Origin of the sequence: Priestia sp. YIM B13489 (genome assembly GCF_042787645.1) — a bacterium.
In the GTDB taxonomy this organism is placed as follows: domain Bacteria; phylum Bacillota; class Bacilli; order Bacillales; family Bacillaceae_H; genus Priestia; species Priestia megaterium.
In genome coordinates, this window is sequence record NZ_JBHZOQ010000053.1 from 3,585,476 (window position 1) to 3,611,466 (window position 25,991).

The 25,991-nt window shown below is 34.5% G+C and carries 31 protein-coding genes; 11 read left to right on the forward strand and 20 right to left on the reverse strand.

The window, feature by feature from the left end; genetic code table 11:
• Positions 1–102 precede the first annotated feature (102 nt).
• Genes ACFX4W_RS24235 through ACFX4W_RS24245 form a run of 3 tightly spaced genes read left to right on the forward strand, consistent with a single transcriptional unit; the run spans position 103 to position 1,297 of the window.
• Positions 103–756 (forward strand): ribonuclease H family protein, encoded by a 654-nt coding sequence (locus ACFX4W_RS24235; protein WP_016763503.1) that lies wholly within the window; start codon positions 103–105, stop codon positions 754–756.
• Between the two features lie 29 nt (positions 757–785).
• Positions 786–968: a zinc-finger domain-containing protein gene (locus ACFX4W_RS24240; RefSeq protein WP_013056173.1), complete on the forward strand. Its 183-nt coding sequence runs from the start codon at positions 786–788 to the stop codon at positions 966–968.
• Positions 969–1,024: 56 nt separating this feature from the next.
• The gene (locus ACFX4W_RS24245) at positions 1,025–1,297 is read left to right on the forward strand and encodes a DUF2564 family protein (protein WP_013056174.1); all 273 of its coding nucleotides are present in this window, start codon (positions 1,025–1,027) and stop codon (positions 1,295–1,297) included.
• 59 nt (positions 1,298–1,356) lie between these two features.
• Here ACFX4W_RS24245 and cspD read toward each other — a convergent pair whose 3' ends face one another.
• Both cspD and ACFX4W_RS24255 read right to left on the reverse strand, forming a co-directional pair.
• Positions 1,357–1,560, reverse strand: a complete 204-nt coding sequence (gene cspD, locus ACFX4W_RS24250) for a cold-shock protein CspD (protein WP_013056175.1) — start codon at positions 1,558–1,560, stop codon at positions 1,357–1,359.
• Between the two features lie 276 nt (positions 1,561–1,836).
• Positions 1,837–2,673, reverse strand: coding sequence for an STAS domain-containing protein (locus tag ACFX4W_RS24255; protein ID WP_043978777.1), 837 nt, complete (start codon positions 2,671–2,673; stop codon positions 1,837–1,839).
• A gap of 364 nt (positions 2,674–3,037) precedes the next feature.
• Here ACFX4W_RS24255 and ACFX4W_RS24260 point away from each other — a divergent pair, with 364 nt between their 5' ends.
• The gene (locus ACFX4W_RS24260; RefSeq protein WP_043978780.1) at positions 3,038–3,277 is read left to right on the forward strand and encodes a hypothetical protein; all 240 of its coding nucleotides are present in this window, start codon (positions 3,038–3,040) and stop codon (positions 3,275–3,277) included.
• Between the two features lie 55 nt (positions 3,278–3,332).
• On the opposite strand, the gene sinI is transcribed toward ACFX4W_RS24260, so the two are convergent.
• Both sinI and ACFX4W_RS24270 read right to left on the reverse strand, forming a co-directional pair.
• Entirely contained in the window at positions 3,333–3,467 is a 135-nt protein-coding gene (sinI, locus tag ACFX4W_RS24265; RefSeq protein WP_116733209.1) for a DNA-binding anti-repressor SinI, read from the reverse strand.
• An 850-nt stretch (positions 3,468–4,317) separates the two neighbouring features.
• The gene (locus ACFX4W_RS24270; protein WP_340448719.1) at positions 4,318–5,211 is read right to left on the reverse strand and encodes a sigma-70 family RNA polymerase sigma factor; all 894 of its coding nucleotides are present in this window, start codon (positions 5,209–5,211) and stop codon (positions 4,318–4,320) included.
• Between the two features lie 598 nt (positions 5,212–5,809).
• On the opposite strand from ACFX4W_RS24270, the gene ACFX4W_RS24275 reads away from it, so the two are divergent.
• The gene (locus tag ACFX4W_RS24275) at positions 5,810–6,010 is read left to right on the forward strand and encodes a hypothetical protein (RefSeq protein WP_043978784.1); all 201 of its coding nucleotides are present in this window, start codon (positions 5,810–5,812) and stop codon (positions 6,008–6,010) included.
• Positions 6,011–6,292: 282 nt separating this feature from the next.
• On the opposite strand, the gene ACFX4W_RS24280 is transcribed toward ACFX4W_RS24275, so the two are convergent.
• The gene (locus tag ACFX4W_RS24280) at positions 6,293–6,862 is read right to left on the reverse strand and encodes a TetR/AcrR family transcriptional regulator (protein WP_116514453.1); all 570 of its coding nucleotides are present in this window, start codon (positions 6,860–6,862) and stop codon (positions 6,293–6,295) included.
• 653 nt (positions 6,863–7,515) lie between these two features.
• On the opposite strand from ACFX4W_RS24280, the gene ACFX4W_RS24285 reads away from it, so the two are divergent.
• Positions 7,516–8,037, forward strand: a complete 522-nt coding sequence (locus ACFX4W_RS24285) for a hypothetical protein (RefSeq protein ID WP_280560083.1) — start codon at positions 7,516–7,518, stop codon at positions 8,035–8,037.
• 52 nt (positions 8,038–8,089) lie between these two features.
• On the opposite strand, the gene ACFX4W_RS24290 is transcribed toward ACFX4W_RS24285, so the two are convergent.
• Genes ACFX4W_RS24290 through ACFX4W_RS24300 form a run of 3 tightly spaced genes read right to left on the reverse strand, consistent with a single transcriptional unit; the run spans position 8,090 to position 9,199 of the window.
• On the reverse strand, positions 8,090–8,236 hold the full coding sequence (locus ACFX4W_RS24290) for a hypothetical protein (protein ID WP_198530636.1): 147 nt from the start codon (positions 8,234–8,236) through the stop codon (positions 8,090–8,092).
• A 43-nt stretch (positions 8,237–8,279) separates the two neighbouring features.
• Complete coding sequence (locus ACFX4W_RS24295) at positions 8,280–8,918, reverse strand: CPBP family intramembrane glutamic endopeptidase (protein WP_280560084.1); 639 nt, start codon at positions 8,916–8,918, stop codon at positions 8,280–8,282.
• The gene (locus ACFX4W_RS24300) at positions 8,915–9,199 is read right to left on the reverse strand and encodes a hypothetical protein (protein ID WP_280560085.1); all 285 of its coding nucleotides are present in this window, start codon (positions 9,197–9,199) and stop codon (positions 8,915–8,917) included. The genes ACFX4W_RS24295 and ACFX4W_RS24300 overlap by 4 nt, the downstream gene beginning before the upstream one ends.
• 933 nt (positions 9,200–10,132) lie before the next feature.
• Between ACFX4W_RS24300 and ACFX4W_RS24305 the strand changes: the two genes are divergently transcribed.
• The 3 genes from ACFX4W_RS24305 (at position 10,133) to ACFX4W_RS24315 (ending at position 11,948) form a co-directional block, all read left to right on the forward strand.
• A complete protein-coding gene (locus ACFX4W_RS24305) occupies positions 10,133–10,654 on the forward strand; it encodes a hypothetical protein (protein WP_280560086.1) in 522 nt (173 codons plus the stop codon).
• Positions 10,621–10,845 carry a hypothetical protein gene (locus ACFX4W_RS24310; protein WP_280560088.1) on the forward strand — a complete coding sequence of 75 codons (225 nt, stop codon included), beginning with the start codon at positions 10,621–10,623 and terminating at the stop codon, positions 10,843–10,845. Before ACFX4W_RS24305 ends, ACFX4W_RS24310 begins: the two co-directional genes overlap by 34 nt.
• A 518-nt stretch (positions 10,846–11,363) precedes the next feature.
• The gene (locus ACFX4W_RS24315; protein ID WP_080781595.1) at positions 11,364–11,948 is read left to right on the forward strand and encodes a YitT family protein; all 585 of its coding nucleotides are present in this window, start codon (positions 11,364–11,366) and stop codon (positions 11,946–11,948) included.
• Between the two features lie 198 nt (positions 11,949–12,146).
• Here the strand turns inward: ACFX4W_RS24315 and ACFX4W_RS24320 are convergent, their stop codons facing one another.
• The 6 genes from ACFX4W_RS24320 to ACFX4W_RS24345 form a co-directional block, all read right to left on the reverse strand.
• A complete protein-coding gene (locus ACFX4W_RS24320) occupies positions 12,147–12,692 on the reverse strand; it encodes a CBO0543 family protein (protein WP_377560192.1) in 546 nt (181 codons plus the stop codon).
• A 420-nt stretch (positions 12,693–13,112) separates the two neighbouring features.
• Positions 13,113–13,607, reverse strand: coding sequence for a hypothetical protein (locus ACFX4W_RS24325; protein ID WP_043978710.1), 495 nt, complete (start codon positions 13,605–13,607; stop codon positions 13,113–13,115).
• Between the two features lie 398 nt (positions 13,608–14,005).
• Complete coding sequence (locus ACFX4W_RS24330) at positions 14,006–14,413, reverse strand: hypothetical protein (RefSeq protein ID WP_043978708.1); 408 nt, start codon at positions 14,411–14,413, stop codon at positions 14,006–14,008.
• Positions 14,414–14,806: 393 nt separating this feature from the next.
• The gene (locus tag ACFX4W_RS24335; RefSeq protein WP_043978705.1) at positions 14,807–16,384 is read right to left on the reverse strand and encodes an FAD-dependent oxidoreductase; all 1,578 of its coding nucleotides are present in this window, start codon (positions 16,382–16,384) and stop codon (positions 14,807–14,809) included.
• Positions 16,385–16,601: 217 nt separating this feature from the next.
• Positions 16,602–16,892 carry a spore coat protein gene (locus tag ACFX4W_RS24340; protein WP_060747271.1) on the reverse strand — a complete coding sequence of 97 codons (291 nt, stop codon included), beginning with the start codon at positions 16,890–16,892 and terminating at the stop codon, positions 16,602–16,604.
• A gap of 17 nt (positions 16,893–16,909) precedes the next feature.
• On the reverse strand, positions 16,910–17,107 hold the full coding sequence (locus ACFX4W_RS24345; RefSeq protein WP_043978700.1) for a hypothetical protein: 198 nt from the start codon (positions 17,105–17,107) through the stop codon (positions 16,910–16,912).
• Positions 17,108–17,445: 338 nt separating this feature from the next.
• Here ACFX4W_RS24345 and ACFX4W_RS24350 point away from each other — a divergent pair, with 338 nt between their 5' ends.
• Both ACFX4W_RS24350 and ACFX4W_RS24355 read left to right on the forward strand, forming a co-directional pair.
• Positions 17,446–18,279, forward strand: a complete 834-nt coding sequence (locus ACFX4W_RS24350; protein ID WP_280560091.1) for an STAS domain-containing protein — start codon at positions 17,446–17,448, stop codon at positions 18,277–18,279.
• A gap of 552 nt (positions 18,280–18,831) precedes the next feature.
• The gene (locus ACFX4W_RS24355; RefSeq protein ID WP_280560092.1) at positions 18,832–19,944 is read left to right on the forward strand and encodes a type II asparaginase; all 1,113 of its coding nucleotides are present in this window, start codon (positions 18,832–18,834) and stop codon (positions 19,942–19,944) included.
• Between the two features lie 152 nt (positions 19,945–20,096).
• On the opposite strand, the gene ACFX4W_RS24360 is transcribed toward ACFX4W_RS24355, so the two are convergent.
• The 6 genes from ACFX4W_RS24360 to ACFX4W_RS24385 form a co-directional block, all read right to left on the reverse strand.
• Complete coding sequence (locus ACFX4W_RS24360; RefSeq protein WP_043978693.1) at positions 20,097–20,483, reverse strand: hypothetical protein; 387 nt, start codon at positions 20,481–20,483, stop codon at positions 20,097–20,099.
• A gap of 348 nt (positions 20,484–20,831) precedes the next feature.
• Entirely contained in the window at positions 20,832–22,250 is a 1,419-nt protein-coding gene (locus ACFX4W_RS24365; protein WP_162214776.1) for a sodium/glutamate symporter, read from the reverse strand.
• A 21-nt stretch (positions 22,251–22,271) separates the two neighbouring features.
• Positions 22,272–23,438 (reverse strand): alanine dehydrogenase, encoded by a 1,167-nt coding sequence (locus ACFX4W_RS24370; protein ID WP_237074242.1) that lies wholly within the window; start codon positions 23,436–23,438, stop codon positions 22,272–22,274.
• Positions 23,439–23,812: 374 nt separating this feature from the next.
• Positions 23,813–24,676, reverse strand: coding sequence for a DUF4097 family beta strand repeat-containing protein (locus ACFX4W_RS24375; RefSeq protein WP_377560195.1), 864 nt, complete (start codon positions 24,674–24,676; stop codon positions 23,813–23,815).
• Complete coding sequence (locus tag ACFX4W_RS24380) at positions 24,666–25,229, reverse strand: HAAS signaling domain-containing protein (protein ID WP_043978747.1); 564 nt, start codon at positions 25,227–25,229, stop codon at positions 24,666–24,668. Before ACFX4W_RS24380 ends, ACFX4W_RS24375 begins: the two co-directional genes overlap by 11 nt.
• The gene (locus ACFX4W_RS24385) at positions 25,216–25,545 is read right to left on the reverse strand and encodes a PadR family transcriptional regulator (RefSeq protein ID WP_013084425.1); all 330 of its coding nucleotides are present in this window, start codon (positions 25,543–25,545) and stop codon (positions 25,216–25,218) included. Before ACFX4W_RS24385 ends, ACFX4W_RS24380 begins: the two co-directional genes overlap by 14 nt.
• Positions 25,546–25,991: the final 446 nt, after the last annotated feature.

Here is a 25,991-nt window from a genome sequence, read left to right on the forward strand (position 1 = left end):
ATTAGGTAAGAAAACTGTCATGAAAAGACATAATAGAAGATAAAATACAAAAAAGCAGAAAAAGTGTTGAATTCAAAATTGCTGATGAAAGGAATGCTCGTTATGAATTTCCAAATTGAATGGCATTATAAATCCTCGAAACATAAACAGTTAATTTTCACATCCGATTTCACAGATGCGAATGAGGCGCTAATGATTGTGGGTGATTTAGAAAAAACAGGTCGAACGAAGGAAATTTTTCTACTTGATGAGCAGCAGCAAAAATGGACTGTAAAAGAAGCGAAAAAGCTCTTACAGGAAGTACAGACAGAGCCTCACGATATTGTGGCATATTTTGACGGAGGCTATGAGCATGATACGCTCTTAGCGGGGCTTGGGGTTGTGATTTATTTTAAACAGAACAACAACTCTTACCGAATACGACGCAACTCAAGGCTGCAAGAGATTGAATCAAATAATGAGGCAGAGTATGCTGCTTTTTATTATTTAATACAAGAGCTTGAGGAACTTGGTGTTCATCATATACCGGTAACGTTTAGAGGTGACTCTCAGGTTGTATTAAATCAGCTGGCTGGGGAGTGGCCCTGTTTCGAAGAAGAGTTTAATCGGTACTTAGATCGAATAGAAGATAAAATGCAGGAGCTTGGTATCCGGCCGGTATATGAGCCTATTTCAAGGAAGGAAAATGAAGAGGCTGATCAGCTTGCTACTCAAGCTCTTCAAGGGATACCAATTGCTAGCAGGAAGCAAGTGTAACACACAGAACGAAATGGAGATGAACGAGAGTGGAACGTAAACAATTATTAGAAGAAGTAACGGAGTTATTGGATTACTACTGTAGTGATTGTTTTGTAAAAAAAACGTTTAATAAAGAAAAGGGCAAAACATACGCTCAGACGTTTTGTATTAAAGAGTGTACCGTAGGAGAAAAAATTAAGCAGTATGGAGATTTGCTGACTAAAAAGTAAGCGTGTATAATTTGCCGGCAGCAGCTTCATTCTATCCATATGGAGGTGTTCTTTCAATGGATAAGTTTTCAAATGAAGAAGTAACAACAGGATATAATGATTTAAAGCAAGTAGAAGTTTCTATTCAATCTGCTCAAAAGATGATCGGGACAGCTACGATGAGTATGAGTCCTCAGCAGCTTGAAGAGGCAACGAATGCGCTTAATGATGCAAAAGCACAGCTTCAATCTGCCAAAGCTCATGGCACAGGAGTAGACGAGCAATTTCTTCAGCAGTGCATGCAGTCTATTCAAACATGTGAACAGCAGCTTACTGAGGCCAAACGCTAGGTATAACAAAAAAGAGACTCGGAAAAGAGTCTCTTTTACTATAAAATAAAAAGATCTATTTATGATAGCTTAGTGACATTAGCGGCTTGCGGGCCTCTATTGCCTTCTACAATTTCAAAAGATACCTCTTGTCCTTCTTCCAAGGATTTATAACCTTCGCTTTGGATGGCAGAAAAATGTACAAATACGTCGCTGCCGCCTTCAACTTCAATAAAGCCATAGCCTTTTTCATTGTTGAACCATTTTACTTTACCATTTTGCATAACTTGAATCCCCCTAGTACTGTGCAGCCTCATGCTGCTGAAACTCGAATTATCATTTCCAATAGAGGTAAATGATTNTAGCTAAAAGAAAAGCCCACCTCTGACAAATCAGGTGGGTTTTTCTTTTTTAGATGTATATGGTATACATCCTTAGTTAACATAAAACGAATTAAAGGAACCATGAGAAGATTATATAATAATGGATTTTCTAAGCATCAAAATGATTCTAATTTCATAAATTCATTTCTGTGTGTAGAGTAAACTTCCTTATTCCTCCTACATTTGGTGGAGTTCTAAATATTCTTTTAATGTTTGCTGTAACGTCCCTTTTGTTTCTGCTTTTTCTTCAAAGGAGATTCCTGAGTGAATCATTGTCCGCACCAGGTCCGCACGTAAACCTGTAAGAACAGCCTTACATCCCATCATTGAAATTCCAGTTAATATTTTTTGGAAATGATCAATGACATACATCTCCATGTTAGCAATTCCAGACAGGTCTATAATTAATGTTTGAATCTTTAAATCTGAGATGCCCATCAGTACTTTCTCCTCAATCGTTTGGATACGATTAATGTCAATCATTCCGATCAACGGTAGTACAGCTACAGATTGGCTAAGTGGTATAATGGGTACCGATAAATTTTCAACCAAGTCCCTTTGGGAGGCAATTAATTCATCTTTATACTTGGAGTAACTAATAACAAAAGTGTTAAGAAATTGATCAATTCTATCATTAATTCGCTTTTCTAAGGCATAGAATTCTTCAAGGTCATTAAAATGGTTATTTATTCGATCATATTGATAGAGAAAATGCCATAATGTTCGCCTAATGGCCTGTACCCATTCTAGTTTGAAGGCAAGAGTTAAGGCGTGCTCCGCCCATGCTACGCCTTCTTGCTGAGCGAAAGCAATGAGTTGGTCTTCTTTTTGTTCTACGACATATAGAGATAACTTTTGAGCATTTTTTAAAAGATCAATATTTCCTGTTTCTAAAATATCATTAATATTAGAGGCTACGTTAACCGCCTCTGATAAGAGTTTGTCCTGGAAATTTTGTTTGTTATCTTTAATAAAATCCGTCATTTTCTCCCTCGGATTATAAATAATCTCCATTTTGAATACACCCCTTATTGTTTATTGATTATTATTATCCTTAATTAATAAATATCGCCAAATGAATTATTATTTATTTTTATGCCCTATACTACCCATACTAAATATGTTTTTAAATAATATCCTTTATTTCCCACATTTAAATATATATTTCAAGTACATCTTTTATATCATATATATCCGTGGTTCCCAACCATGATACATTTGTTATATAGTTTCTAACCTTAAGGTGAAATTACACTTTTTTACAAATTTATTTCATTTTTAAAATATTTATTTCAATTATTTGGAGCTAATAACTTATATATATACCCTATGGTAAAATAGATTAAACTTTAAATTGCGAGAAATGGGTTGATGATAAATGACAATAATTAAAATTAAAGAAATGTTAGAAACTTTATTACAGTATGAAGACAGTGAAATTACTCATACCATTTGTAGTAAAAATAATACCTTTTCTCTCAGTTATTCTAAGGAACTAAAGAATTTTCAAGTAAAGAATATTGAAACGGGTCATATTGAATATTTTCCAGATGTGGAGGCTACCTCTTTAGCTTTGTATAGAATAATAAGTACTGTGGAAAAAGAAGTCACTGAGTAATAAATCATTTTTAAAGTTTACATAATCAGATTATAAGAAGCAAAAAGAGCCTGAATTATTTAGAAAGAACTTCCTTTTGGTTTGAATATATAAATTCTTTTACTTCCACAAAAGAGAGGCCTAATTGATAAGCTTCCTTCATAAGACTTATCCACTCCTGATCAAGCCCACCATCTTCTTCTTTTAACACCCACAATTCCTCCAACCTTCCTAATCGGAATTAATTAAATTCTAACATTCAACAACAATATATTAGAAATCGATACTATTTATTCACCATATTTCTTTTAATGTCCTGCAACATAAGTCTTTTTATATAATTAATTAAGATTTAATGTAGAAAAAAGCAAATTTTTTCCTCACATGAATTCTTTCTATTTTAAAGATTTATTTCATATAAATCTTTAGTTGTGATCCTGTTCATTATAAGCACCAAAACATTTTTTATAAAATATGTTTTGATTTCTATGATAAGGGTAAAGTATTAAGCTGGATTGAATTTTCAAGAAACATTCTTTTTTAAGTTTGTTTCTTTTTTTTGGTAATTATAGAATAAATAATAAACAGTAAATTGAGCAAACTACACAAGATGTCGCCAAACATTGACGTATACAACTAAATTCTGCAACAGAAAAAACCTACCTCTTTTGACTGGGAAGAGATAGGTTTTTTTGTTTCTTGAATGCGTTTTCAAATAAAGATATTTAATGTCTGGAGATTAACTCACTCATTAATCTGTTTAAAGCAAGGTATACGATCTTATGCTCTGTATTCGTCAGTAAGAGCAGGTATTAACACTTATATTTTTTATGAAATAATTTACTATTTACTTAAATAACGAGGGATATAATATGGAACAATTTAACGTTTTACTTTAAAGCGTTAAATTGTTAATCTGTTATTAGACAATCTTTCTTTTAGTGTTATTCCTTAGCCCAAAGTACAAACCATATATAGTGGTCTGTGCTTTTTTTTAAAAAGATTTATTTTAATATCGAGTGAATAGATCTATTGCTTAAAAAAAGTACAGGATACAGCCATTAAGTGGTCAATTTATTTTTTCGCAATCGGTTTAACCTTCGTTGAACCCCATACCTTGATCGTCCTATAAGTTGACCGATTTCTTGTTGAGTACGACCTTCCTCGTAGAACATATACCATAGACGGGCATCTTCTTCTTCAGTCCACTGTTTCTTTTCATATTTTGGACGATTATAATAATCATATTTCCGTTGTTTCCTTACCCAATCCGGCTCTGGCAAAAGAGTATTTGTAGGTATTTTAGAAAAATTAAGGAGCTTTTTATTTTGCTCAGCCCATTTCCAAAAGGCTGATACTTCAATTCCTACAAATTTTCGTGTTTTTGCCCTCGTGATTTTATGAGGCAATTTCTTTTTTTGAATCCATTTATAGATAGTATGAACATCAATTTGAAGAAAACTTGCTAGTTCATATACTGTAATACTTCCTGTATAAGCTCTTACTCCATATACGCCTAAGCGATTTAATCTAGACTCTAATGCTGGTATACTTCGCTGCAGTCGTTTAGATATGTGTTTAAGAGATTTGGATCCATAATACTTTAATAGGTATTCATCCTCTTGATTCGTCCATCTCCGCAGTGTTTCTCGTCGTGTTAGTTTTAATATTTTAATACGAGTAGCAATAGAAGAAGGTGTCTTACCTAAATGATTTCCTATTTCCCGGTTATTCATGATATTAATGTTTTCTTTTAAGAAAGTATCTTGTTCCGTTGTCCATTTTTTATGTAAGCAATTCTCTTCATTTCGAAGGTTTAATCGTACAATCCGTTTATTAACAGATTCTTTGCTACGATTTAAGTGTTCACCCATTCTTTGGAACGTCATCTGTCCATATTGTTTTTTAAGGAATAAATCTTCCTCCGTTGTCCATAGCTTTTGATTTTTACTCAATGTTATCTCCCTCCAGTGCGTGTAGAAATCTTAAAGTGAAGAAGACAGTAAAAAGGACGTTAGTGGTCTGTACTAACGCCTTTGATGATATTTATATTTATGGATTAGTAATGCTTTTATTTATGATTACCTAAATTAGTTATAGTATGGCGTATTATCGGTATGTATATAATATATCATATTTTCACATGGAGAAATAAATATAAATTTCTCTTTATAAAGCTATAAAGTACTTAGGTATTACTTTTCTAAACTACAGAAAGTCCATTATAATTTAGCCTATACTTCGACGTACATTTGTCTAAAAGGATGTTCCTTTTTGGACGCTATTAGTTATTAATTGACTTGTAGAATCGATTTACGCTAACATTGAACAAACTTAATACTCCAAAGGGGAGTAGCTGTACAACAAAAGTCGTCACTACGAAACATTTTGTTTCCGGCTTTGTTGGCAATCTTAATTGTTAGCAAGACCTTTGCCTACATTTTTAGTTAGGTAAAGTCTGTGTTTATACATCAAGCGCTTTTATCTACTAAAAAGATAAAAGCGCTTTTTGTTTTTTATAGATTTAAACTAATTATGAGGAGTGGTTAAATCATGTTCAAGAAACTGTTTGATTCACTAATGAATAATAAACATAAGCATTACAGTAGTAGTGATTACAAGAGAGGAAAATCAAAACCTTTTAAGAGTTATAGCAGTAGTGACGATTATAGAAAAGGCCGTGATCATCATGGAAGTTATGGACATTATCATTATAAGAGAAAAAGAAAGAGTGGAAGTTTCTTTAGTAGTTAAATAAAAAAAACACCCTTATTCTAAAAGCATTTGAAATGGTAACTTTTTAAAGGAGTCTATAAATGGAGTTAAATAATAACATATATTTTTTCTTCATAAAGACTATTTTCTGAGACAAGCATATGTATAAAAAGCTGCATANATCTGTCACTTTAAGGTGAAAAAATAACTTATGTGATTGTACAGTCCTTACCTCATATATAAGTTACATATTTGTTACTTTTAGACGAAAATAACCTATGTGTTGTACAAAGGTTATTATATACATAAGTTACACATTTGTCACTTTCTTTTTATAATGCCGTCTAAAATTAACTTTTTCGTATAGATGAGTACTTGTTCAGCGTCCATTCCAGAATGATTAGGAATAGAAATACTTTGAAATATAAACCCTAACAACATTTCATTTGGCATATCCATTTCAATGAAGCCCTCTTCTTTTCCTTGCTGCACTATATGTATAAGGGGCTTATATAGCTCATGGTGCATATGAGAAAGCTTTTCTTTCTTAGCTTCTAACAAAGGAATATTTTTTGTAGGTATTCCAATACCAAGAATTAAATGTAAATCCTTGTACATGAATATTTTTCCTAAGAGCAAGTCTATCTTTTCTAAGAAAGGTAATTCCTTTGGAATAGAGGAAAAGCTTGTTAATGTATTTGTTATTTCATCTAACATAAAGTCTAATAGCAATTCATCTTTATTTTGATAATATTTATAAATTGCTGCTCGTGTAACATTTAATTCTTTCGCTAATTGACCAATTGTAAACCCTTCATATCCAGTTTGGATAATAAGCTTTTTGGTAGAACGGAATAAGTCAATTGTATCAAATTTCCGACCTCTAGCCATGTTATAACCTCTTTTCAATTCATTCCCGCGTGATTTCTACAATCGTTCTTTAACCACTTTTTAAACTTTCCTTCTTTTCTGCTTGTTCAGTCCCGTAACGTTAACCCATAAAGTCCCGTGTAAACACTATCTATTAATGTAATTCAGAGCTGGCTATATGGATGATCTTCTACTAAATGGAGCCAAGAGTAGTGCTTGCTACTTTCGTAAAAAAGTGTAATGTTTTGTGTTGATACTTATACTAATTCTAGACCAGGTCGTTGTTTTGTTTCTACACTCATTTTATCGTAAAAAACTTTTGCACACCCGTGGTTCATTAGTGCTTCTGTTTAAAATTCCAATTTTCTCAATAAAGTTGATACACATTTATATCCGATAAACGGCAGTTATCACTCTTTCTCATTTAGGTATCAATTTATTGTAACATAAAGTAAAAACAAACAGGTTATTGAACAGAGTATACCAAACAAGGTTTTTTCATGTTTGTGGTAACCAAAAGCAAATCTTTTTAATAATACGTTTTAAGAAAATAATTAAGGTACAATATCCCTCTAATGAACGCGTTTCTTTAAGAAGTATCCACTCAAAGTATGGTTTCTCTTCTTCTGTTAAAGGGAATTAAACCCTAAAAGTGACCCTTAAAAGGAGACACCATGGTTACAATTGAATCAATCATAATAGGTATTGTTTTTATCCTCATTCAACTATACGCATTAACGATCGTCGAACGTTCTCCAATCGGGGAGCAAAAGCTGCTCTCATTATCAGGCGGTGTAGCTATTGCCTATGTATTTATTTATATCTTACCGACGCTTCACAAGAAACAAGAAGAGTTTGGAGGGTCGCTAGCCCTTGATACTGAATTATATTTTCTTGGTCTTCTCGGCTTACTCGTCTATTTTTCTGTGTATTCATTTGCTCAGACAAAAGCAGCCACACACCTAACGGAACTAACCGTGTATATGGTACAGGCTAGTTTTTTTATGCTTTATTCTTTTATCATTTCTTACGTCGTATTTTCAACCGATGTTAAGCGAGTTGAATCAGTATTCTACGGACTGGCTATCAGCCTTCATTTTATCGGGTGGTCTTACCATCTAGGAAAAAAACATGCGCATTTGCCTACCTTTATCTACGCGGCTACAATGATTTCGTTAAAAGCTTTTTTCAATTAGTAGTTGCGTGTGCGTGTTTTTACAAAAAAGAGCAGCCTTAAAGGCTGCTCTTTTAAAGTATGGTTTTTATTACTAGATAAACTGCAGCAATCGATGCAAGAACGATAAGTACATTCAAAATGCGATGTTGAGTAGCTAAGTGGCCTCGCTTCATTTCTGCACGAGTCAATGGTTTCTTTTCATCGTGATTTCCACTCACTCTGTTACATCTCCTATCCTGTTTAGTTATTGGTTCTGCCAATTTAAGCAATAAGCTGTTCTTTGTCAGCTGCTTCTTCCTTTTTTATCTTCCCTCTACATAGGATATAGAAAACACTAAACATAACAATCGACCAAATAAGATTCGCTCCTGGCTCAGTGTTAGCTATCTTAAACAAACTCGGTATAGATCCGAAAACAGAATCGTCCGTTGTAAGGAACAGAGCGAGAAACATGTTGTTGGCTGCGTGTGCGCCAATGGTAATTTCTAAGCTTTTTGTTTTAATCGCGATATATGTAAGAGCAAAACCAGCTACAATGTAATCCAGTCCGACTAATATAATGGATTTATTCATTTCAGGATTAGCAAAATGTCCTATTGAAAACATTAATCCAACAATAATAGCAAGTAAAATAGGACGCTTCACTTTCTTGCTCACCCATTGAAGAAGAAGCCCTCTAAAAAACAGCTCCTCTGTTGTTGTTTGAATAGGTACTAATAAAAGCGTGATCAGTACTAACAGGGCATACTCTTTTAAACTTACATGATTCCATGAATAATCCGAGTGGTTAAACACGACATCAATTAATTGTGAAACGATTAGTAACAGGCTAAAAGCTCCAAAAGACCATATTACTTTCTTCCAATTCACACATTTGTTAGCAGTGATTAATGATTTCATTTTTCGTTTGTGAATAAAACGAATCCCGATCCATAAACCAAAAATCCAGCATATGTACATAATATGAGACAACAAAAATCAAGGTTAGCATTGATTCCTACAGCTACTCCGCTATCAAAATCAAAATATGATTTTCCACTTTCATCAGCTGCAACCATTATCATTTCAGCAATAATATAAATAACTGATCCTAACAGCATAAACACAGAAGCAAGGATTGTTGTACTTACATAACGCTTCCAGCTATTTTTTCCTTCTTCCACATTTAAATAGTTTTTCATTTTCTTCTTACTCCCTCAGCCTTCTCTTCTCAATTACATCGTTCTTCTCTACTTTGTTGTTGTCTAGGCAATGTAAAAATCTATCAGGATCCGAAGTCCTGCAATCATTTTAACTACCGCCTGCTTTTTACCTTTGAAGATAAGGAAAGAGACTGACAATATTAAGAAATCACAACTCTACCCATTACCTCTTTATATAAAATTTAGCGTCTTAAAAGCCGTTAAAAAACAGCTTTTTCTAAAAGAAGACTCGACACCAAGTCATCGTTAACCTTTATATCTTGCTCATACGTGCCCGCATACACATAATTTTGAAGAAAGTACTTGCTACTCAAGAATATATATCCTAAAACAACTAAAATAAATATTTTTTTCAACATTTCCCTCACCTTTTTATTCAAACTTTTACCCTCATGGCTGTTACCACAACACTTAAGAGTTTATCCATAAACAACTTTTTCAGTTTTTAAATTAACAATCAACTCATATAACAACATACAAACGTATATAAGTTACAATAATATTACATTATTATTACAAATGTAACAACAATATTATAACCAAGAAAAATAGGATAATCAATATGAAGTGTCTAGTAAAACAGATAAAATTGCTAGATTCGTATCATACGTGTAAATAAATCGAAAACTTTCGGAAAAAGGGTGTTAGTTCCCCTGCAGAAATATTTATAGAAACCAAAAAGCAAACTCCCTATCATTAGGAGTTTGCTTCTTTTATTTAAATCTCGGATAGAGTTTTTATAACCATTTTCATCTCATTTAGTATAGAGATAATACGTTTTAAGAAAATAATTAAGGTACAATATCCCCTTAATGAGTGCGCCTCTTTAAGAAGTATCTATCCAAAGTATGGTTTCTCTTTTTCTTTTAAAGAGAACTAAACCGTAAAATTCAACCTTAAAAGGAAACAATCATGGTTACAATTGAATCAATTATAATAGGCATTGTATTTATCCTCATTCAACTATACGCATTAACGATTGTCGAACGTTCTCCAATCGGGGAGCAAAAGCTGCTCTCATTATCAGGCGGTGTAGCTATTGCTTATGTGTTTATTTATATCTTACCGACGCTTCATAAGAAACAAGAAGAATTTGGAGGATCGCTGGCCCTTGATACTGAACTATATTTTCTTGGTCTTCTCGGCTTACTCGTCTATTTTTCTGTGTATTCATTCGCTCAAACGAAGGCAGCCACACACTTGACGGAACTGACCGTTTATATGGTACAGGCGAGTTTCTTTATGGTTTATTCTTTTATCATTTCTTATGTTGTGTTCTCAACCGATGTCAAGCGAGTTGAATCACTATTCTATGGATTGGCTATCAGCCTTCACTTTATCGGGTGGTCCTACCATCTAGGAAAAAACATCATCGCTTGCACAAAAACAGAGGTCGCTATATGCTTGCTGGGGCAATTTTTCTTGGATCAATGATGGGTGTCTTCGAGCCCTCATCCGGCCTGCTTATTGAGTCGATGATTGCATTTAGTTCAGGTGCAATGTTATTTAACGTTATCAGTAAAGAACTCCCTTTTGAAAAACACGCGCACTTGCCAACCTTTTTAATCTCATCTCTTGTCTACGCCGCTACAATGATTGCGTTAAAAGCTTTTTTTGATTGGTAATTAAGTGGAGTAGAGCAATAGATTTTCCGCCTAATACATGAGGTTTTCCAACAGATGTGATATAAAAATGACCAATTTACTGAAATCAAGAAAGAAGGCCTTTGAACACCTTAGTTGTATCTATGGGGACATACTGGACTGGGTCCCTGGCTCCCTAGAAATTTTTCTTTGTTAGAAGAAATAAAACAAATTGATAACACTGACTTATGAAACTTACTTTTCTTTCTCCGAATTCCTCACTTAAACTGTACAGCCAAAAAGTTGTATGAACTCTATCACTTCGTAAATTATCTACGTAAACAATAAGTAAAGATCTAAACAGTTTAAAATAAATAAGCCATTAATTAGAGATTTCTCCTCTAATTAGTGGCTTTTTCTTTCTTCGTAAGGAGTGGAAAGCTATTTTATAATGCCCTCACGGCGCTTTTGGTAGTTTGCTCAAGAGATAAGCCTTTATTCATTTACAAAAAAAAATTCATAACAGGTAATAAAAACATATAAATATAGTAAGAGATAAATTGACTAAAAAGGTGATTATTATTTTCCGAAAAATACCGGTTGTTTTTGTGGGAAGCTTATTATTAAGCATAGGAATTAACGGTTTTTTAGTTCCTCATTATTTATTAGATGGAGGAACAATTGGAATTGCTCTCATCCTTCACTATTATTTTGAATTCCCCACAGGTGTAACGATGATTATTTTAGGTCTCCCACTATGTTGGTTTGCTTGGATTTATGAACGGCATTATTTTTATAATAGTTTTTATGGGCTAATTATTTCTTCTTTATTGATTGACTGGCTAGAACCTATTAAAAATCAGTTTCAATTTTCTATTTTTTCTAGTGTAATCCTTGGAGGGATATTTATTGGGACAGGGGTTGGTCTTATGCTTCGATATGAGACAAGCACTGGAGGAACAGATTTACTAGCTCAACTAATATCAAAAGCTTTTTCTTTGAACATAGGGATGGTTATTTTGATTATAGACGGTTTGATTATAACAGCAGGTCTTCCTTTACTAGGACCTAAAACGTTTCTTTTTTCATGTTCAACAATTTTTATAGGGGGATTGACGACTTGGTTAATTACTAAAAAAGAGTAATTTGAATTATAAAATTAGTATCTTCTATCTCCTGTTTTTGCCTCTTCCTGTTTTTTATAAATTAAAAAGACCATCTCTTTTCAACTATAAGAGATAGTCTTTTTCTATGAGTTGCATTAACAATAATCATTAGCGGATGCTCTATTGCATCTTGAGTAGCTTGCTCTAATTATTGAACATTAGCCTTAACATTTCCACCTATAGTTTTTCAAACTTTCTTCTAGAAGCTATGTAGGATGCAGCTAAGTAAATAACAAGTAGAATAGGAAAGGAATACATGTACCTCCAGTGCAGCGGTTTATAAATGCCAATCCAATTAAGCAGTGGAAGGCCAATAAAAGCACCTACTGCTGAATAAATCAGTGCTTTGATTACGGGGTTAATTTTAGGCTTTACTTGTATAAAAAATATCATGGAGATGGGTAATAAAAATAAGTCCCACGGCAAGTAGTTAGAAGTTAAAGGAAATACTTCATACCGGTAATCCCACAGGCCTAAAAAGTCTCCAATCATATCAAGAAATGAAGAAAAGATAGCTATAAAAAGACCGGTGTATAATAAACGATCTGTACTTTCTTTTTTTCTGAACTTTATCAAAATTCCAATCATAACCAGTATAAGTAATACTCCTAACCACCATCTCCAACTAAATACTGTATAGTCTAACCAAATATGAAGTTTTTCATCATTCAGCTCTTTTTGCTTTTCAAAATAGGTATCATAAATGGATTCTTTATTTTTCATTCATTTTTCCTTTCAACGTTAATACCTTAGATATTTGCAACGCGCTTAGATAATATGTATTTTAACGTGTTAATTCTGATAAAATTCATTATGGAAAATAGCTTTCGATATAATGGTATACATCAAAAAGACAAAAACAGCTGCTGAACAGAGCTAGCAGCTGTTCTTGATGAATGCTGTCAACTTGAAACAATGAGGATTTCCAAATGGACGCTTTATGGCGTCTTATATAGTTTAAAAGGAGTAAGAAATAGTCATCTGCATAAAAAATGAAGTGTATGAAATACTATGATATCAAGAATACGGAGAATTACGAAAACCCCCATGACCTTTGGTTTCATGGAGGTTGACTATATTAAAAGAGCAAAATGTAGAGGAAATTCCTTTAATTAAAAATTTCCAAATGCTCGCTTTCTAAGATCACAATTGAATTTGATTTTGTTGGTCATGTGAATGTTGATTTTGTTGGTTTTGTTGGTTTTGGCTTCCGGATGCTTGAAACCCTTGTGATCCAAATGGCTGTTGAGCTTGTTGGACAGCTTGATTCATCTTCTGCATAGTTTGATTTGCTTGGATACCTTGAAGAGCCTGATTCATAGATTGAATCGCTTGTTGAATATTTTGTTGAATTTGTTGGTCTGTTTGCTGCATCTGCTGCTGAGCCTGAGAACTAAATGATTGCATTTGATGCATTAAAGAGTTAGAGCCTTGGCTGCTTTGAGAATTCTGTTGTGATCCTTGCTGAGACATTTGCTGAATGTTTTGCAGTTGAGACAAGTTTTGGCTTAATTGGGAAATTTCTTGGCGAATGCTCCCCAATTCTTGGCCTAGCTCAACATCTGTAATTTTAGTTCCAAGTAACTGAGCCTCTTTTTGTTTTTGTTGCTGATCTTGTTGTTGATTATTTTGAGTCATATAAAATCCTCCTTAAAATAGATAACACGTACTTCTTTATACTTTTCCAATTCTTCTCGAAACATACATAGTAATTAACAAAGAAATTTAATTCATTTTTCTCTACTATTAGCTATGAAAGCAAGAGCGTATAAAAACAAGCTCTATGGACAACTTAAAATTACAGAATTGTTTCAATTCTAACTCTTTAATAGATACTAACGTTCATCTTTCAAGAGAAGAAAGACTTCAATTATAATGAGGTCTTTTTTTATTTACTTTCCAGCATGATTACAATTAAAACCTACAGGCCAAATACTCAATTTCTGTAAAGATAGGGGTTCTAATTAAAACGTAAATTAAAACCCCTATTTTATAAAAATTGCTATATCTCTACCTGCAAATTTGCAGGTAATTCATTATTGAATTTGTTGATTTTGGTTCGACGATTGGCGTTGATTTTGTTGCTGTTGACCTTGCTGAATAGCCTGATACATTTGCTGCATAACTTGATTAGCCTGAATGCCTTGAAGAGCTTGGTTCATAGATTGAATCGCTTGTTGAATATTTTGTTGAACTTGTTGGTCTGTTTGCTGCATTTGCTGTTGAGCCTGAGAGCTAAACATTTGCATCTGCTGCATTAATGGATTTGATGCTTGGCTTGTTTGAGCACCTTGTTGAGAATTTTGTAACTGAGAAAAGTTTTGACTTAGCTGGGAAATTGCTTGATGAATGCTTCCCAGTTCTTGTCCTAATTCAGTATCAGTAATATTCCCTCCAAGCAGGTGAGCATCTTTTTGCTTATAGCGTTGATTGTTTTTAGTCATTCTTAAAAACCTCCTTAAAGTAGATAGAACGTACTTGTTTATAATTGTCTGTTCCTGTAAGAAAAATGTTTGGAAAAAATGAACAATTTTTTGTTCGCAAGCTATTTCTTATAACTGGTAGAAAAATGTTTATTTTGTATGGTTTTCTGCTGATTGTGAGGAATAAAAACATATATTCAGTGTGAATTAAAATGGAAAAAAGTATGTGATATTTATGATAGAAGAAGTCAAATTAATTATAGGAGGTTTACATAAAAGAAATTGTAGTTCATCATTATCATACCTTTAGTAAAACAGTAAAAAAAGAACCCTGCAGTCAGAGATTTCAAATCCAACTGAGGGTTCATGATCTAGCTTGCCGTTTTAAATAATTTTCATAAAGAAAGAATGTCTTTAATACCCAGAATCCTCTGATGTAAGGTTATCGATCATGGTGTAATCATATTTCTGCAGAGGCTTTTCTGCTGGACCTTCTATAACTTCTCCTGTATAAGAAAATCTAGATCCATGGCAAGGGCAATCCCAAGAACGATCTCCACTGTTCCATTCGACTTCGCAGCCAATGTGAGTACAGGTTGTATCTACAATGTGGATTTTTCCTTCTTGATCTTTGTAGGCTCCCTTTCGATGGCCTCGAACCGTAATTACCGCCCCTTCATCATTAGATAGATCTTCAGCTCTTACATCAGAGATTTCAAGCTTACCTTTGATGAGATGGCTTACGACATCAGCATTTTCTACTAAGAAATTTTTCAAGCTGGGGTTTGCGTAAAAACGCGACGGCGAATATAAATGTTGATAGGCGTTCTCTTTGCCTAGAATTATATCTCTGAATAAGAGTGCTGCTGCTGTTCCATTTGTCATTCCCCATTTCCTATAACCAGTAGCGACGAGTATATTAGGTTGACTCGAGGTGATTTCTCCAATATAAGGAAGTTTATCAAGCGTGACTAAGTCTTGTGCTGACCAGCGATATACAATATTTTCTATGTCGAAAACTTGTTCACCAAAATTCTTTAACGCTTTATAATGTTCCATTGTATCTTTTCCTTGGCCTGTTTGATGGCTTTCTCCCGCTACAAGAACCATTTCCTCACCGTTAATAACTGTAGAACGCAGGGAACGTGTTGGTTGATCAGCGCTAATATACATTCCACCTGGATAAGCTTCTTTGGCTTTAACAGCAAGGATATATGAGCGGTCAGCGTGCATTCTAGCAGAGTAAAGGCCCAGCCCTTCATAGAAAGGAAAATGCGAGCAAGAAAGAACGTAGCTTCCTGTAACACGCATCCCTTCTCGTGTAAGAACTGTTTGCTTATCCCCAGATTCAATATTCACTGCCGTTGTATGTTCAAAGATAAGTCCGCCTTTTTGCTTAATAGCTTGAACGAGGTGAACGAGGTATTTAATCGGATGAAACTGTGCCTGGTCTTTCATCACAAGGGCTTTTTTAATTTTTACGTTAAAAGGAATATGGTCTGCCAATTCACCATCAATGTTAAGTTCCTTATAAGCTTCTGCCTCTTTTTCAAGTTTTAGAGCATACTCATCAGTAGTAGCATATATGTAAGCATCTTGCATGATGAAATCACAATCAATTTGATGTTCTTCAACTGTTTTCTTAATAAAATTCAAGGCATCCGCATTAGCTTCATAGTATAATCTTGCCTTACTTCTTCCAAAATTCTGAATAAACTCATCGTAGATCAAATCGTGCTGGGCAGTAACTTTTGCTGTCGTATGTCCCGTTGTGCCATTCAATAGTCTTCCTGCTTCTAAAACGGCTACCTTTAGACCTTCATTGACTAAGAGGTACGCAGAAGTAAGACCTGTAATCCCTCCGCCTACAACTACAACATCTACATCCATGTCATTATCTAAAGCGGGAAACTCCGGCAAATCAATAAAATCTCTCCAGTATGGTTCAGGCGTCTGCGGAAGCTGTTCTCCCTTGTGTTCATTATGAGTCACATTACGACCTCCATTCAATATTTTGATAGTAGTGTTATCAGGATTTCCATTTATTTAAAGTTCATACTTATATGAGGAATACAGCCTTCGATATGTGGACTTGTATGATTTTATAATCTTAATTCAAAAAGTCTTTAATATAGATAAAAAAAGAGAGAGTCTATTTGAATTAGACTTTCTCTTTTTTATAGAAAATATATATCTACGAATATTGATTTTAACCTTTTGCTAACTCTAACGCTTTATCTGCTTTTTTTAAATCGTGATTTACTTGCTCTTCAACATCATAGGCATGATACATTTCATTATCAATCATATATTGAGCAATCTTTTCATGAAGTTCGATGGCTTCATCCAATTGTTTTTTTAATACTTTCCGAACTTCTGGAGTTGCTGTTTCCGTGAGAGCTACGGCATATGTTCGTACACCGTTTTTCGCTGATAACAACAAATCAGTTGCAATAGCAAGATCATCTAATGTTTTGTTAAGCGTACTTTTAGCAGCCATTCCTAAATCCCTCCTGTTTATTGAGCTTTCTTTAAGATTTTTTTCAATTCATTAATTGCTTCAGTAGACGTTTGGACGTCTTCTTCCAAAATCTTTTTTAATTTTTCGTCCTCTACCAATTCCAGCATTGCTGTGCCTTTTGTTACACACGACGTTTTAAGCGTTAAGATTTCATGAACTTCTAGCGTCTCGTGCATAGCTAATTTTTTTGACATGTCTCAATTCCTCCTTAGAATTTTCTGACTTGTGAACTATATTCCCAGCTTGTTTCCATTTAAACAGTAATTATCTAATTTTTTTAATGTTTCAGAAAAATGCGCCCGGGTATTACAACTAGCATAAATGAGTCCATTTATATAAACCATTTTCTATATCAAAAGGAGGAAGAAGGAGATATTAAAAATTAAGAGAGTCCTCTGACATTAAATAATAACGAAACGTTAAATAAATAGTTACCAATTACATATTCAAGATGCTTCATAAACAAGTAGAAGTTTTTCATACAAGTAAACCGGGAAACGGAACGTTAGATAACAATAAAGGAGAACATGTTATGCAGGAAATAACAGAAAAGCTACATGACTTTTTACTAGAACATATTGATGAAATGTCTCAAGAATGGCTAGACTCACGGGAAGTGGAAAAGGATTCAATCTACACAGCTGATGCCTCTTCCCAAACAACCGAATATCTTCGAGTACAAAATCAATATTTCACTTGTAAAATTGTAAAAGTTCTTATAGGAGAGTCATTAGATACTCTTAGTGACTGGGCACAGGAAGTTGCCTCAAAAAGGGCTCAAAGAGGCGATTCTCTTTATCATAGTATTCATCATTTTAAAAAGTTTCGTTTAATCTTTTTTAAACAGATTGAATCATTTTTTCACCTTCATTCATCTAGCATTACATACGAAGAGCTTTTTTTATGGAATAAAGTAGTGAATGAAGCGTTTGATCGGATGATAGAACTTTTTACGCTTTATTACGGACAAGTTTCAGAAGCGCAGTCTCAAGCTCAAAAAATGTTGATTTCTGAGCTTAGCACGCCTGTCATCAGTATTTCCGATACAGTGGGTGTGCTGCCTCTAATTGGTCAGGTTGATGATTATAAGAATAGTGATTTTGCAAAGAAAGTTATGCTGCAAGCAAAAGAGCTCAATCTGTCTTGCTTAATTATTGACTTATCAGGTGCACCTTCGATTGATACTATGATGACCAATGAATTATTTCAGGTTATAAAGATGTTGGACCTACTTGGCATTGATACAACCATCACAGGTATCCGTCCGGAAATAGCCTTAACTGCTGTTCAATTAGGAATAGATATGAGCAAATTGAAAACTTATGGAAAGTTAAAAGATGCAGTAAATAAGCTTTTGCATAAGTGATATTGAATTAAAGTACTAAGTATTTTTTTATGTCGGTTATATCATAAATAGACGTACCCTTCCCATTAGGAGGAAACTTCAGGTACAAAGAGAACAAATAATTTATTTGTTCTTCCACTGCTAACATACTAATATGAAGAAAAAGAACTGTATATTTTTGAGTTCTCTTCTACTGTGAGTTAGCTTTTAGGCCTCCTAATATTGACAGATAGAAATAAAAAAAGCAGTATTGGGTGCATTTCTTTTAAGCTAGTCATATTCATCATAATTCTCGTCAAAAAGAAGCCTTTGCTATGATTAGCCAAGGCTTCTTTTTGACGAGCTTCTTCTATAAGTTATGTAAATGATGAAATCAATCTTAACATATTTAAATGGTTTGCACACTTTTCATTAAGGGTTTCCCGTTCTTATAATCCGTTTGATAGTAAAGTAGCTTATAAAAATAATTCATTTATCTATTTATTCTTCGTATGGACAAATGATTGGATATTTTAAAATTAAATCATCAATAATACCATTACATGTATTTTCAACAAAAGGAGCTAAATAAAGATGAAACTGAAAAAAATAATAGGCATCACCTTTTTATCAAGCGTTATCTTATTTTCGGGACCTTTATCATTGGTCAATGCATCGGTAAATGATTCTAAAATGACTGTAAAACATTCAGTGAAAGAAGAGCAGCCTAATATAAAGATTTTGGCCACTGGAGGTACGATTGCAGGCTCTTCTGAAAGCAGCACAGACACAACTGGATATGAATCAGGAGCTCTTAACATTAAAGCAATTATCAAAGCTGTTCCTCAGTTGAAAAAAATAGCGAATGTAAGCGGAGAACAGGTCGTAAATATCGGAAGTCAAAATATAGATAACAGTATTTTGTTAAAGTTAGCGAAGCGGATTAATACACTATTAGCTTCTAAGGATGTTGATGGAATTGTCGTGACACACGGATCTGATACGATGGAGGAAACGGCTTATTTTCTAAATTTAGTAGTAAAGAGTGACAAACCTGTGGTTGTGGTTGGTTCAATGAGACCAGCTACCGCTATAAGTGCAGATGGACCGCTAAACTTGTATAATGCAGTGAAAATTGCTTCTACAAAAGACGCACGAAATACCGGCGTTTTAGTAGCGCTTAACGATCGAATTGGTGCAGCTCGTTATATAACAAAAACACATACAACGGCAGTAGATACGTTTAAATCCCCTGAACAAGGATATGTAGGAGAAATAGCTGGAGATAAGATAATATTTTATAACAAACCAACTCGCAAGCATACAACACAATCAATATTCGATGTATCAAAATTAGATAAGCTTCCTCAAGTAGATATCATATATGGGTATCAAAACGATTCTAGGGACTTTTATGACACAGCCGTAAAAACTGGAGCAAAAGGAATAGTCGTTGCAGGAGCAGGAAATGGACTGCTATCCGATGCTGCTCTAACAGGTGCTAGAGATGCGGTAAAAAAAGGCGTAGTTATGGTTAGATCTAGCCGGGTAGGAAGCGGAGTTGTGACACATGAAGAATCAGATGATAAAGATACGTTTGTTACATCCGATTCATTAAATCCACAAAAAGCCCGTATTCTTTTAATGCTTGCTTTAACGAAAACAAAGGACCCTCAAAAGATTCAAACCTACTTTAATGAGTATTAAATCAAAAATATCTTTCATCCTCTGTTTTAGCTAAATTTTCCAATAACAATTGGCAATGGCAGCTTATAAGAAGGACATAAAGAGGTTGAGACATCACTAACATACTTTTTCTCACCCTCTTTTAATTAGGAAAGAAACCATCCGCAGGTCCCTTATTCATTTCCCCAGTTCTTGCTTTCTATAATTAAATGATTTGATGTGTTGTCTAGTACACGCCATACCAAGGTCTTGCCTTCTATATCTTTTAACTCAATAATGCCCTCTAGCTTATTGGTATTCACATGGACACGCCCCTCATCTATTCTTTGCGCACTTTTTAATCTTGTTCCAAATGTTGCAGGACTTTCTTCCGTTAGCTTTACAATGACATCTATCATACGTTCGTCAGAAACATAGTTTTTGCTGTTCTCATAGTTCTTAGCAGCAGGCTTAATAGCATGTTCTAAACCAGTTTCGTATTGGCGCCAATCAACAATTAAAAAAAGCGCAAATACTAAAGACACTGTGAGCAACAAGCCGTATGCAACATATCGTTTCATTTTTTTTTTGCTCCTTTCGCAGGAATAGGTTGTATCAGAAAATAGTATCGTTTTATTTAAAGAAATATTCCTTTTTCAGCATAAAAGAAGGTATATTTTTTAAAGTTTTCTGCTTACGGAGAGTACAATAGGACTTATCACGAGCTTAATGTAAGTCCCTTGCGAACAATTCGTTCAGGAGGAAAGACAAGAGAAAAATCCTGTTAGAAAACTAAAGAATTCCCCTTCTCTATCACAAGCTTCTCATTGCATTGTAAGAGCCCGTAAACATACGTTTACGGGCTCTTGTCTCTCATTCATAAGATATAAATAGAATGAGTTTAGTATGCATATTTTATTTAACCTACGTTATTTTTCAATATGTTCTCCAGTTATTCGAATAAACCCTTCATTTCTATCTAATGGAACAGGAGGACGCTCGCCTAAAGGAACCTTCCAGTGCCACCATTTGAAGATTCTAGCGATGACGAAACATAGGATAGATATTCCTGCAAAAATCCCAACAAACGTCCAGTGCTGTCCGCTTAGTAGCATAACAGGCCCTGCTGACCACGCAAATAATTCTAACGGTGTATTAAGCGGTCCAACTACTGCTGTATCTGTAAGTGTTTTTGATTTATTATTAGGGTCAATAATTCTTAATAATGTAAGTCCAATAGCAAATACACCTGTTGAATAGCCATACACAAATATGGAACGTTCAAACCAGCTTTCATAGTTCATAGCCGGTCCAATTACGACTAGCATCACCACTACTATTGCTATACCTGAAAGCATTAATAAACCAAGTGGAAGTGCATATTCCACAACAATAGGTAATTTGATTGAAGCTACCCCAAAAAATACAAGAAAATCGGTTGCTGCACTGCCTAAACGATCGACTACCTTACTATCAACGTATTTATAAACCCCTTTTTCTCCTTTGCCTAGCAATATGTACATAAGCAGCGCTATCAAAAATGCTATTGTAAACGTTGGGAATTCTAGTCCCCAAGCAGTCGCAATATAATTATTTAATAAGTATCCCAAACCTGATGGCACCACTAATAATGCTAAATGAAAGGCTAATGGATCCATCGCAATTGGTGAAATAGTATCATCCCCCATTGCCGTTCTATTTTTAGGCTGAACTAATCCTGTTTTTAAATCCTCCGAAATTTCCGAGAAGTCTTTTACGTAATGAGTGTATCCCTTTCGAGTTGCCCATTTTATAAAAATAAGTCCACCAAAAATACCTGCTAAAATACCGCCAGTAGCAGCGGTCATTCCTAAGTCCGTTGCATTTTCCCAGCCTAAGTTTTCAAAGGTTGTACCTACCGCTGCCGCTGTTCCATGACCTCCATAAAATCCGGCTGCTAAAAGTAAACCAAATCCGTTATTAATTTCTGGAGCAAACTTTGAAATCACTAAAATAGAAAAGACAATTGGAATAGACATTTGAAGGCCTATACAAAGAATTTTATAAGTGGCATATGCGCCCATTCGATTGATATCTTTTTTCATATTGCCGGGTGAAAAAGAAAACCCGTTTATTCCAACTGCCGCAAATACAAAAATGGTAATAATCCCTGCATAGGAGCTAATATCTTCAGAAAAAGGTAGGATGTTTAAAAAGCTAGGTCCTAATGCTAAACCTAAAAAACCTGCCAATAAGCTTGCTGGAATAAAACTTCTTTGGATAAATTTAAATTTTGCACGAAGCAGCATACCTATTAAAATCAGAACACTGGCACAAGCAAAATCTACTAGTATCGTATATACAGTCATTTGTACCCTCCTTTTGCAACGTTAAATACTTAACAAATTAGCTGATCTTGTTGATGTAGCGGGTGGTGCTGGGTCTAGCTTTTCCCCTTGTATATGTAATACGTCCTCTGGTCTGACCCAAGGTCTATTTTGTATAGCACTTGTTTCTTCATGTGTGAGGTATCCTTTATAAGCGGTTAAGCTGCGTCTTAAAAATCCATCTTTGATACAGGCTGATTTTACACCTGAATTTAGGATGGACTGAATATGTGGCAGCACGGACGCTGCATAAGCTACAGAAGTAGAGTTAGCAATCGCTCCAGGAATATTGCTGACACAGTAATGAACGACACCATTTTCAATATATGTAGGATGTTCATGAGTTGTTTCACGGAAAGATTCAATTGCACCGTCAGTGTCATTGCTAATATCTACAATAACTGATCCTTTTTCCATTAAATTGAGCATATCGCACTCTATTAAATAATCTTTGCGTTCCTTTGGCCATTTCACACAGTTAATTACCATATCAGTTTCAGGAAGCAGTTTTTTAATATTTTGCTTAGTTGATAGCTGAGTATTCACTTTTTCATTATACGTTTTGCCGATATCTCTTAATGTTCCGTAATTTATATCCATAACCGTACACCACGCACCTAATGAATGTAAAACTTGCAGAGCGGACCTCCCTACTAGTCCTCCTCCAAGGATCAGTACCTTCATACCGGGAGCTCCAGCTAAGCCACTAACAAATTTTCCTTTTCCTCCGTTAATCGTCAGCATGGCTTGAAGCCCCATTAGTGCGCCTTGTTTTCCTGCTGCTTCACAGTTTACTGAACCAAATCGATGTGAATCTTCCGCAGTGAACGCGATACATTTGCTATCGAGGATAGCTTGTACCTGCTCTTTATGTGCAGCTGGATGTATACACGTATAGATAATTTGATTTTCCTTGAGCAACTTATACTCATTTTCTTCAATCTCTTTAACTTTTGCTATAAAGTCACACCTTTCATACATCTCTTCTGTTGTTTCTACTATTTCGGCCCCTTCTTTTTCATACTGTTCATTCGTAAATCCCGCTAATGCGCCCGCATCTTTTTGAACAAGGACCGTATGGCCATCGTCTTTAATAGCAGCAACCTCTAAAGGTGTCATAATGACTCGATACTCTCCCACTTTATTGTCTTTTAATACACCAAATATCATGTTGATCCCCCTAAATTCATTTTTGTAAATGCCTCTCCTTCATGCGTGATCTTAAGATTAAAAAAACATTAGAAATATTCAGATTAAAGCGAATGTACCTTATCTTGCTACACACAAACTTTGGAGAGATTGTTCTAATAGAACCTTATTCTGCATTTACTTACCAAAGTATAAATTAAAATGAATAAAAATTCAAAAGGATCTGAAATTAATACTGTTTATGTATGTCATGACAAGCTGTTACCTTATTAATCTTGCATAGAAAAAAGGTTCCACTCATCAACGTTCAATGAGTGAAACCTTTTTTTGATTATCTGCAGCTAGCTGTGCCTCTGCTTTTTTGCAGATGAGCTTTGTGCCGTAGAGCTAACAGGCTACTTTGTTACGGAAATACTGCCGTTATGAGTGGCTAGTTTAATAATATTCTTTCCTTTTCCAATAACAGCGTCCCTATCATATTTATTTAGAATATCGACTTTTCCATTGTCCACGGAAACATTAAATTGAACGTTACTTGGTTCTTTTTCCGTCGTAATTTTAATCTTTCCATTGTTCGTTTTAAGGTCAATATCTCGATCAAGTTCTTTTGTTTCTAAGGCGATACTTCCGTTATGGGTTTCCCCTTTTAAACTACCTTCCACGTTACTGAGCGTTATTTTCCCATTATTCCCTTTTGCTTTAACCGTTTTTGCTGCAGCATTTTTTATGCTTGTAAGTCCATTGTGTACGCTGGTGTTCAAGTTTTGTGAATCAATGTTCTCTAATTCTACACGCCCATTGTTTGCACGAATGGAAATATCTTCTGCGCGTAATTTTTTAACAGACACATACCCATTGTTGCTGGAAATCCCCAATGAATTATACTGTTTTTCAGGCAGATAAACGTTGATGGATAGCGGTTTTAATACACTAACAATGTCAAAATTGACCCAGCTGCGCTGTTGTTCATTATAGGAGATGAAAAGCGTTGAATTTTTAACGGCAGTAGTGAAGTCTCTTTTTATATTAGGAGATGTTTCTCCTTTTAATGTTACTTTGATATTATCGCCTTTGATAGGGTACACATGAACACGAGTATTATCCGTATCAATGTTTACCTTGAATACTTGATTGCTTTTAATAACTTTTTCTTTTGAAATAGGTTCAGGATCAATAGCACGATACGTAAGGAGGCCTCCTATAATCCCAACAAGGATGAGAATACCTGCAAGAATGGAGAGTTTCTTTTTATTCAGCACGTTTTAAACCGCCTTTCACGAGTGATACATTGTATTTTAGATAACGTACAAAGCCTTTTATAGCTAGCTTCGTTACAACTAACATACCTAACATAATAAAATATCCAATTCCGCAAAATGCTAAAGACATAAATAAATTAAAGAGAAAAAAGCCGCTCCAATGTACAATAGCCTCACCGAGAACTAGAATGGGAGATAGCAAGAAACATAGACCTATGGCCCAAGCTGACAAAATGAAGCCAGCTAATGCCACGGCGGGCCCAAGAACAATTACTACATTGAAAAAAGCTAAACCAATTACGGCCCACGTGGCTCTTAAAATATTTTGAGTTGTTGCCTTAGCTGTTGCTTGCTCAACGTGATAATCTGCGAGCAATTCTTTAGCTATTTGATTCGGAGAACCTAGCGACGTTACAATTTCTTCCTCTGTTTTTCCTTCTTCTAAGCCAATGGAAAAATGCTCTTCATAATCTTGTAAAATATCTGCCCGTTCTTTCGAAGACAATGGTTTTAAGGATTCATTTAATTGCTGTAAAAATTTACTCTTCGACATTGTTCACACCTTCTTTAATTAATTGATTAACACCTCTTGAAAACTCGTTCCATTCATCGACAAGTTTGTATAAATAATCTCTTCCTTTATCGGTAAGCTGATAATATTTCCTTGAGGGACCTTCTGTAGATTCTTTTAGGTACGTTGTGAAGTATTCTTCTTTTGTTAATCGGCGCAGAAGAGGATATACCGACCCTTCTGATATTTCAATTTGATCGGAGATTTTTTGAACTAATTCATATCCATAGCGGTCTTTTTTATCAAGCAACACAAGGACACAAAGCTCTAAAACTCCTTTTTTAAATTGTACGTTCACTGTTCTTCACCCTTTTCTTTTCACAGTTCACTACTGTTCATTGTATAGTACTGTTTTATAACCATTTCCTAATAATTACAATATATCACCAGCTATTGTTTATTGCAAGGTACTGTTTAATATTTTTTTAAAATTTCAATACAGTCGTAAGGTATTTTTTATAAAGCAAGGTTCAAGCTTCTTTTTCTAATTAGCTCATAGATGGAATTATTTTAAACGAGGCCAAAAGAAAAAGCAGCCTATAACTATAGACTACACAGCAGCGATCATCCCAGGCTATTTTTCTTTTGCTTGTTGGATAAATAAAAAGAAAACCGTTATTTTACATTTTTAAATCATAAAAAACAGTCAATTTTATGACTGTTTTAAAGTAGAATGCTACAAAACATTTAAATCTCTAGGTGGTGCATTACCTGTATAAACGATATTTTTTTATACATTAGTTT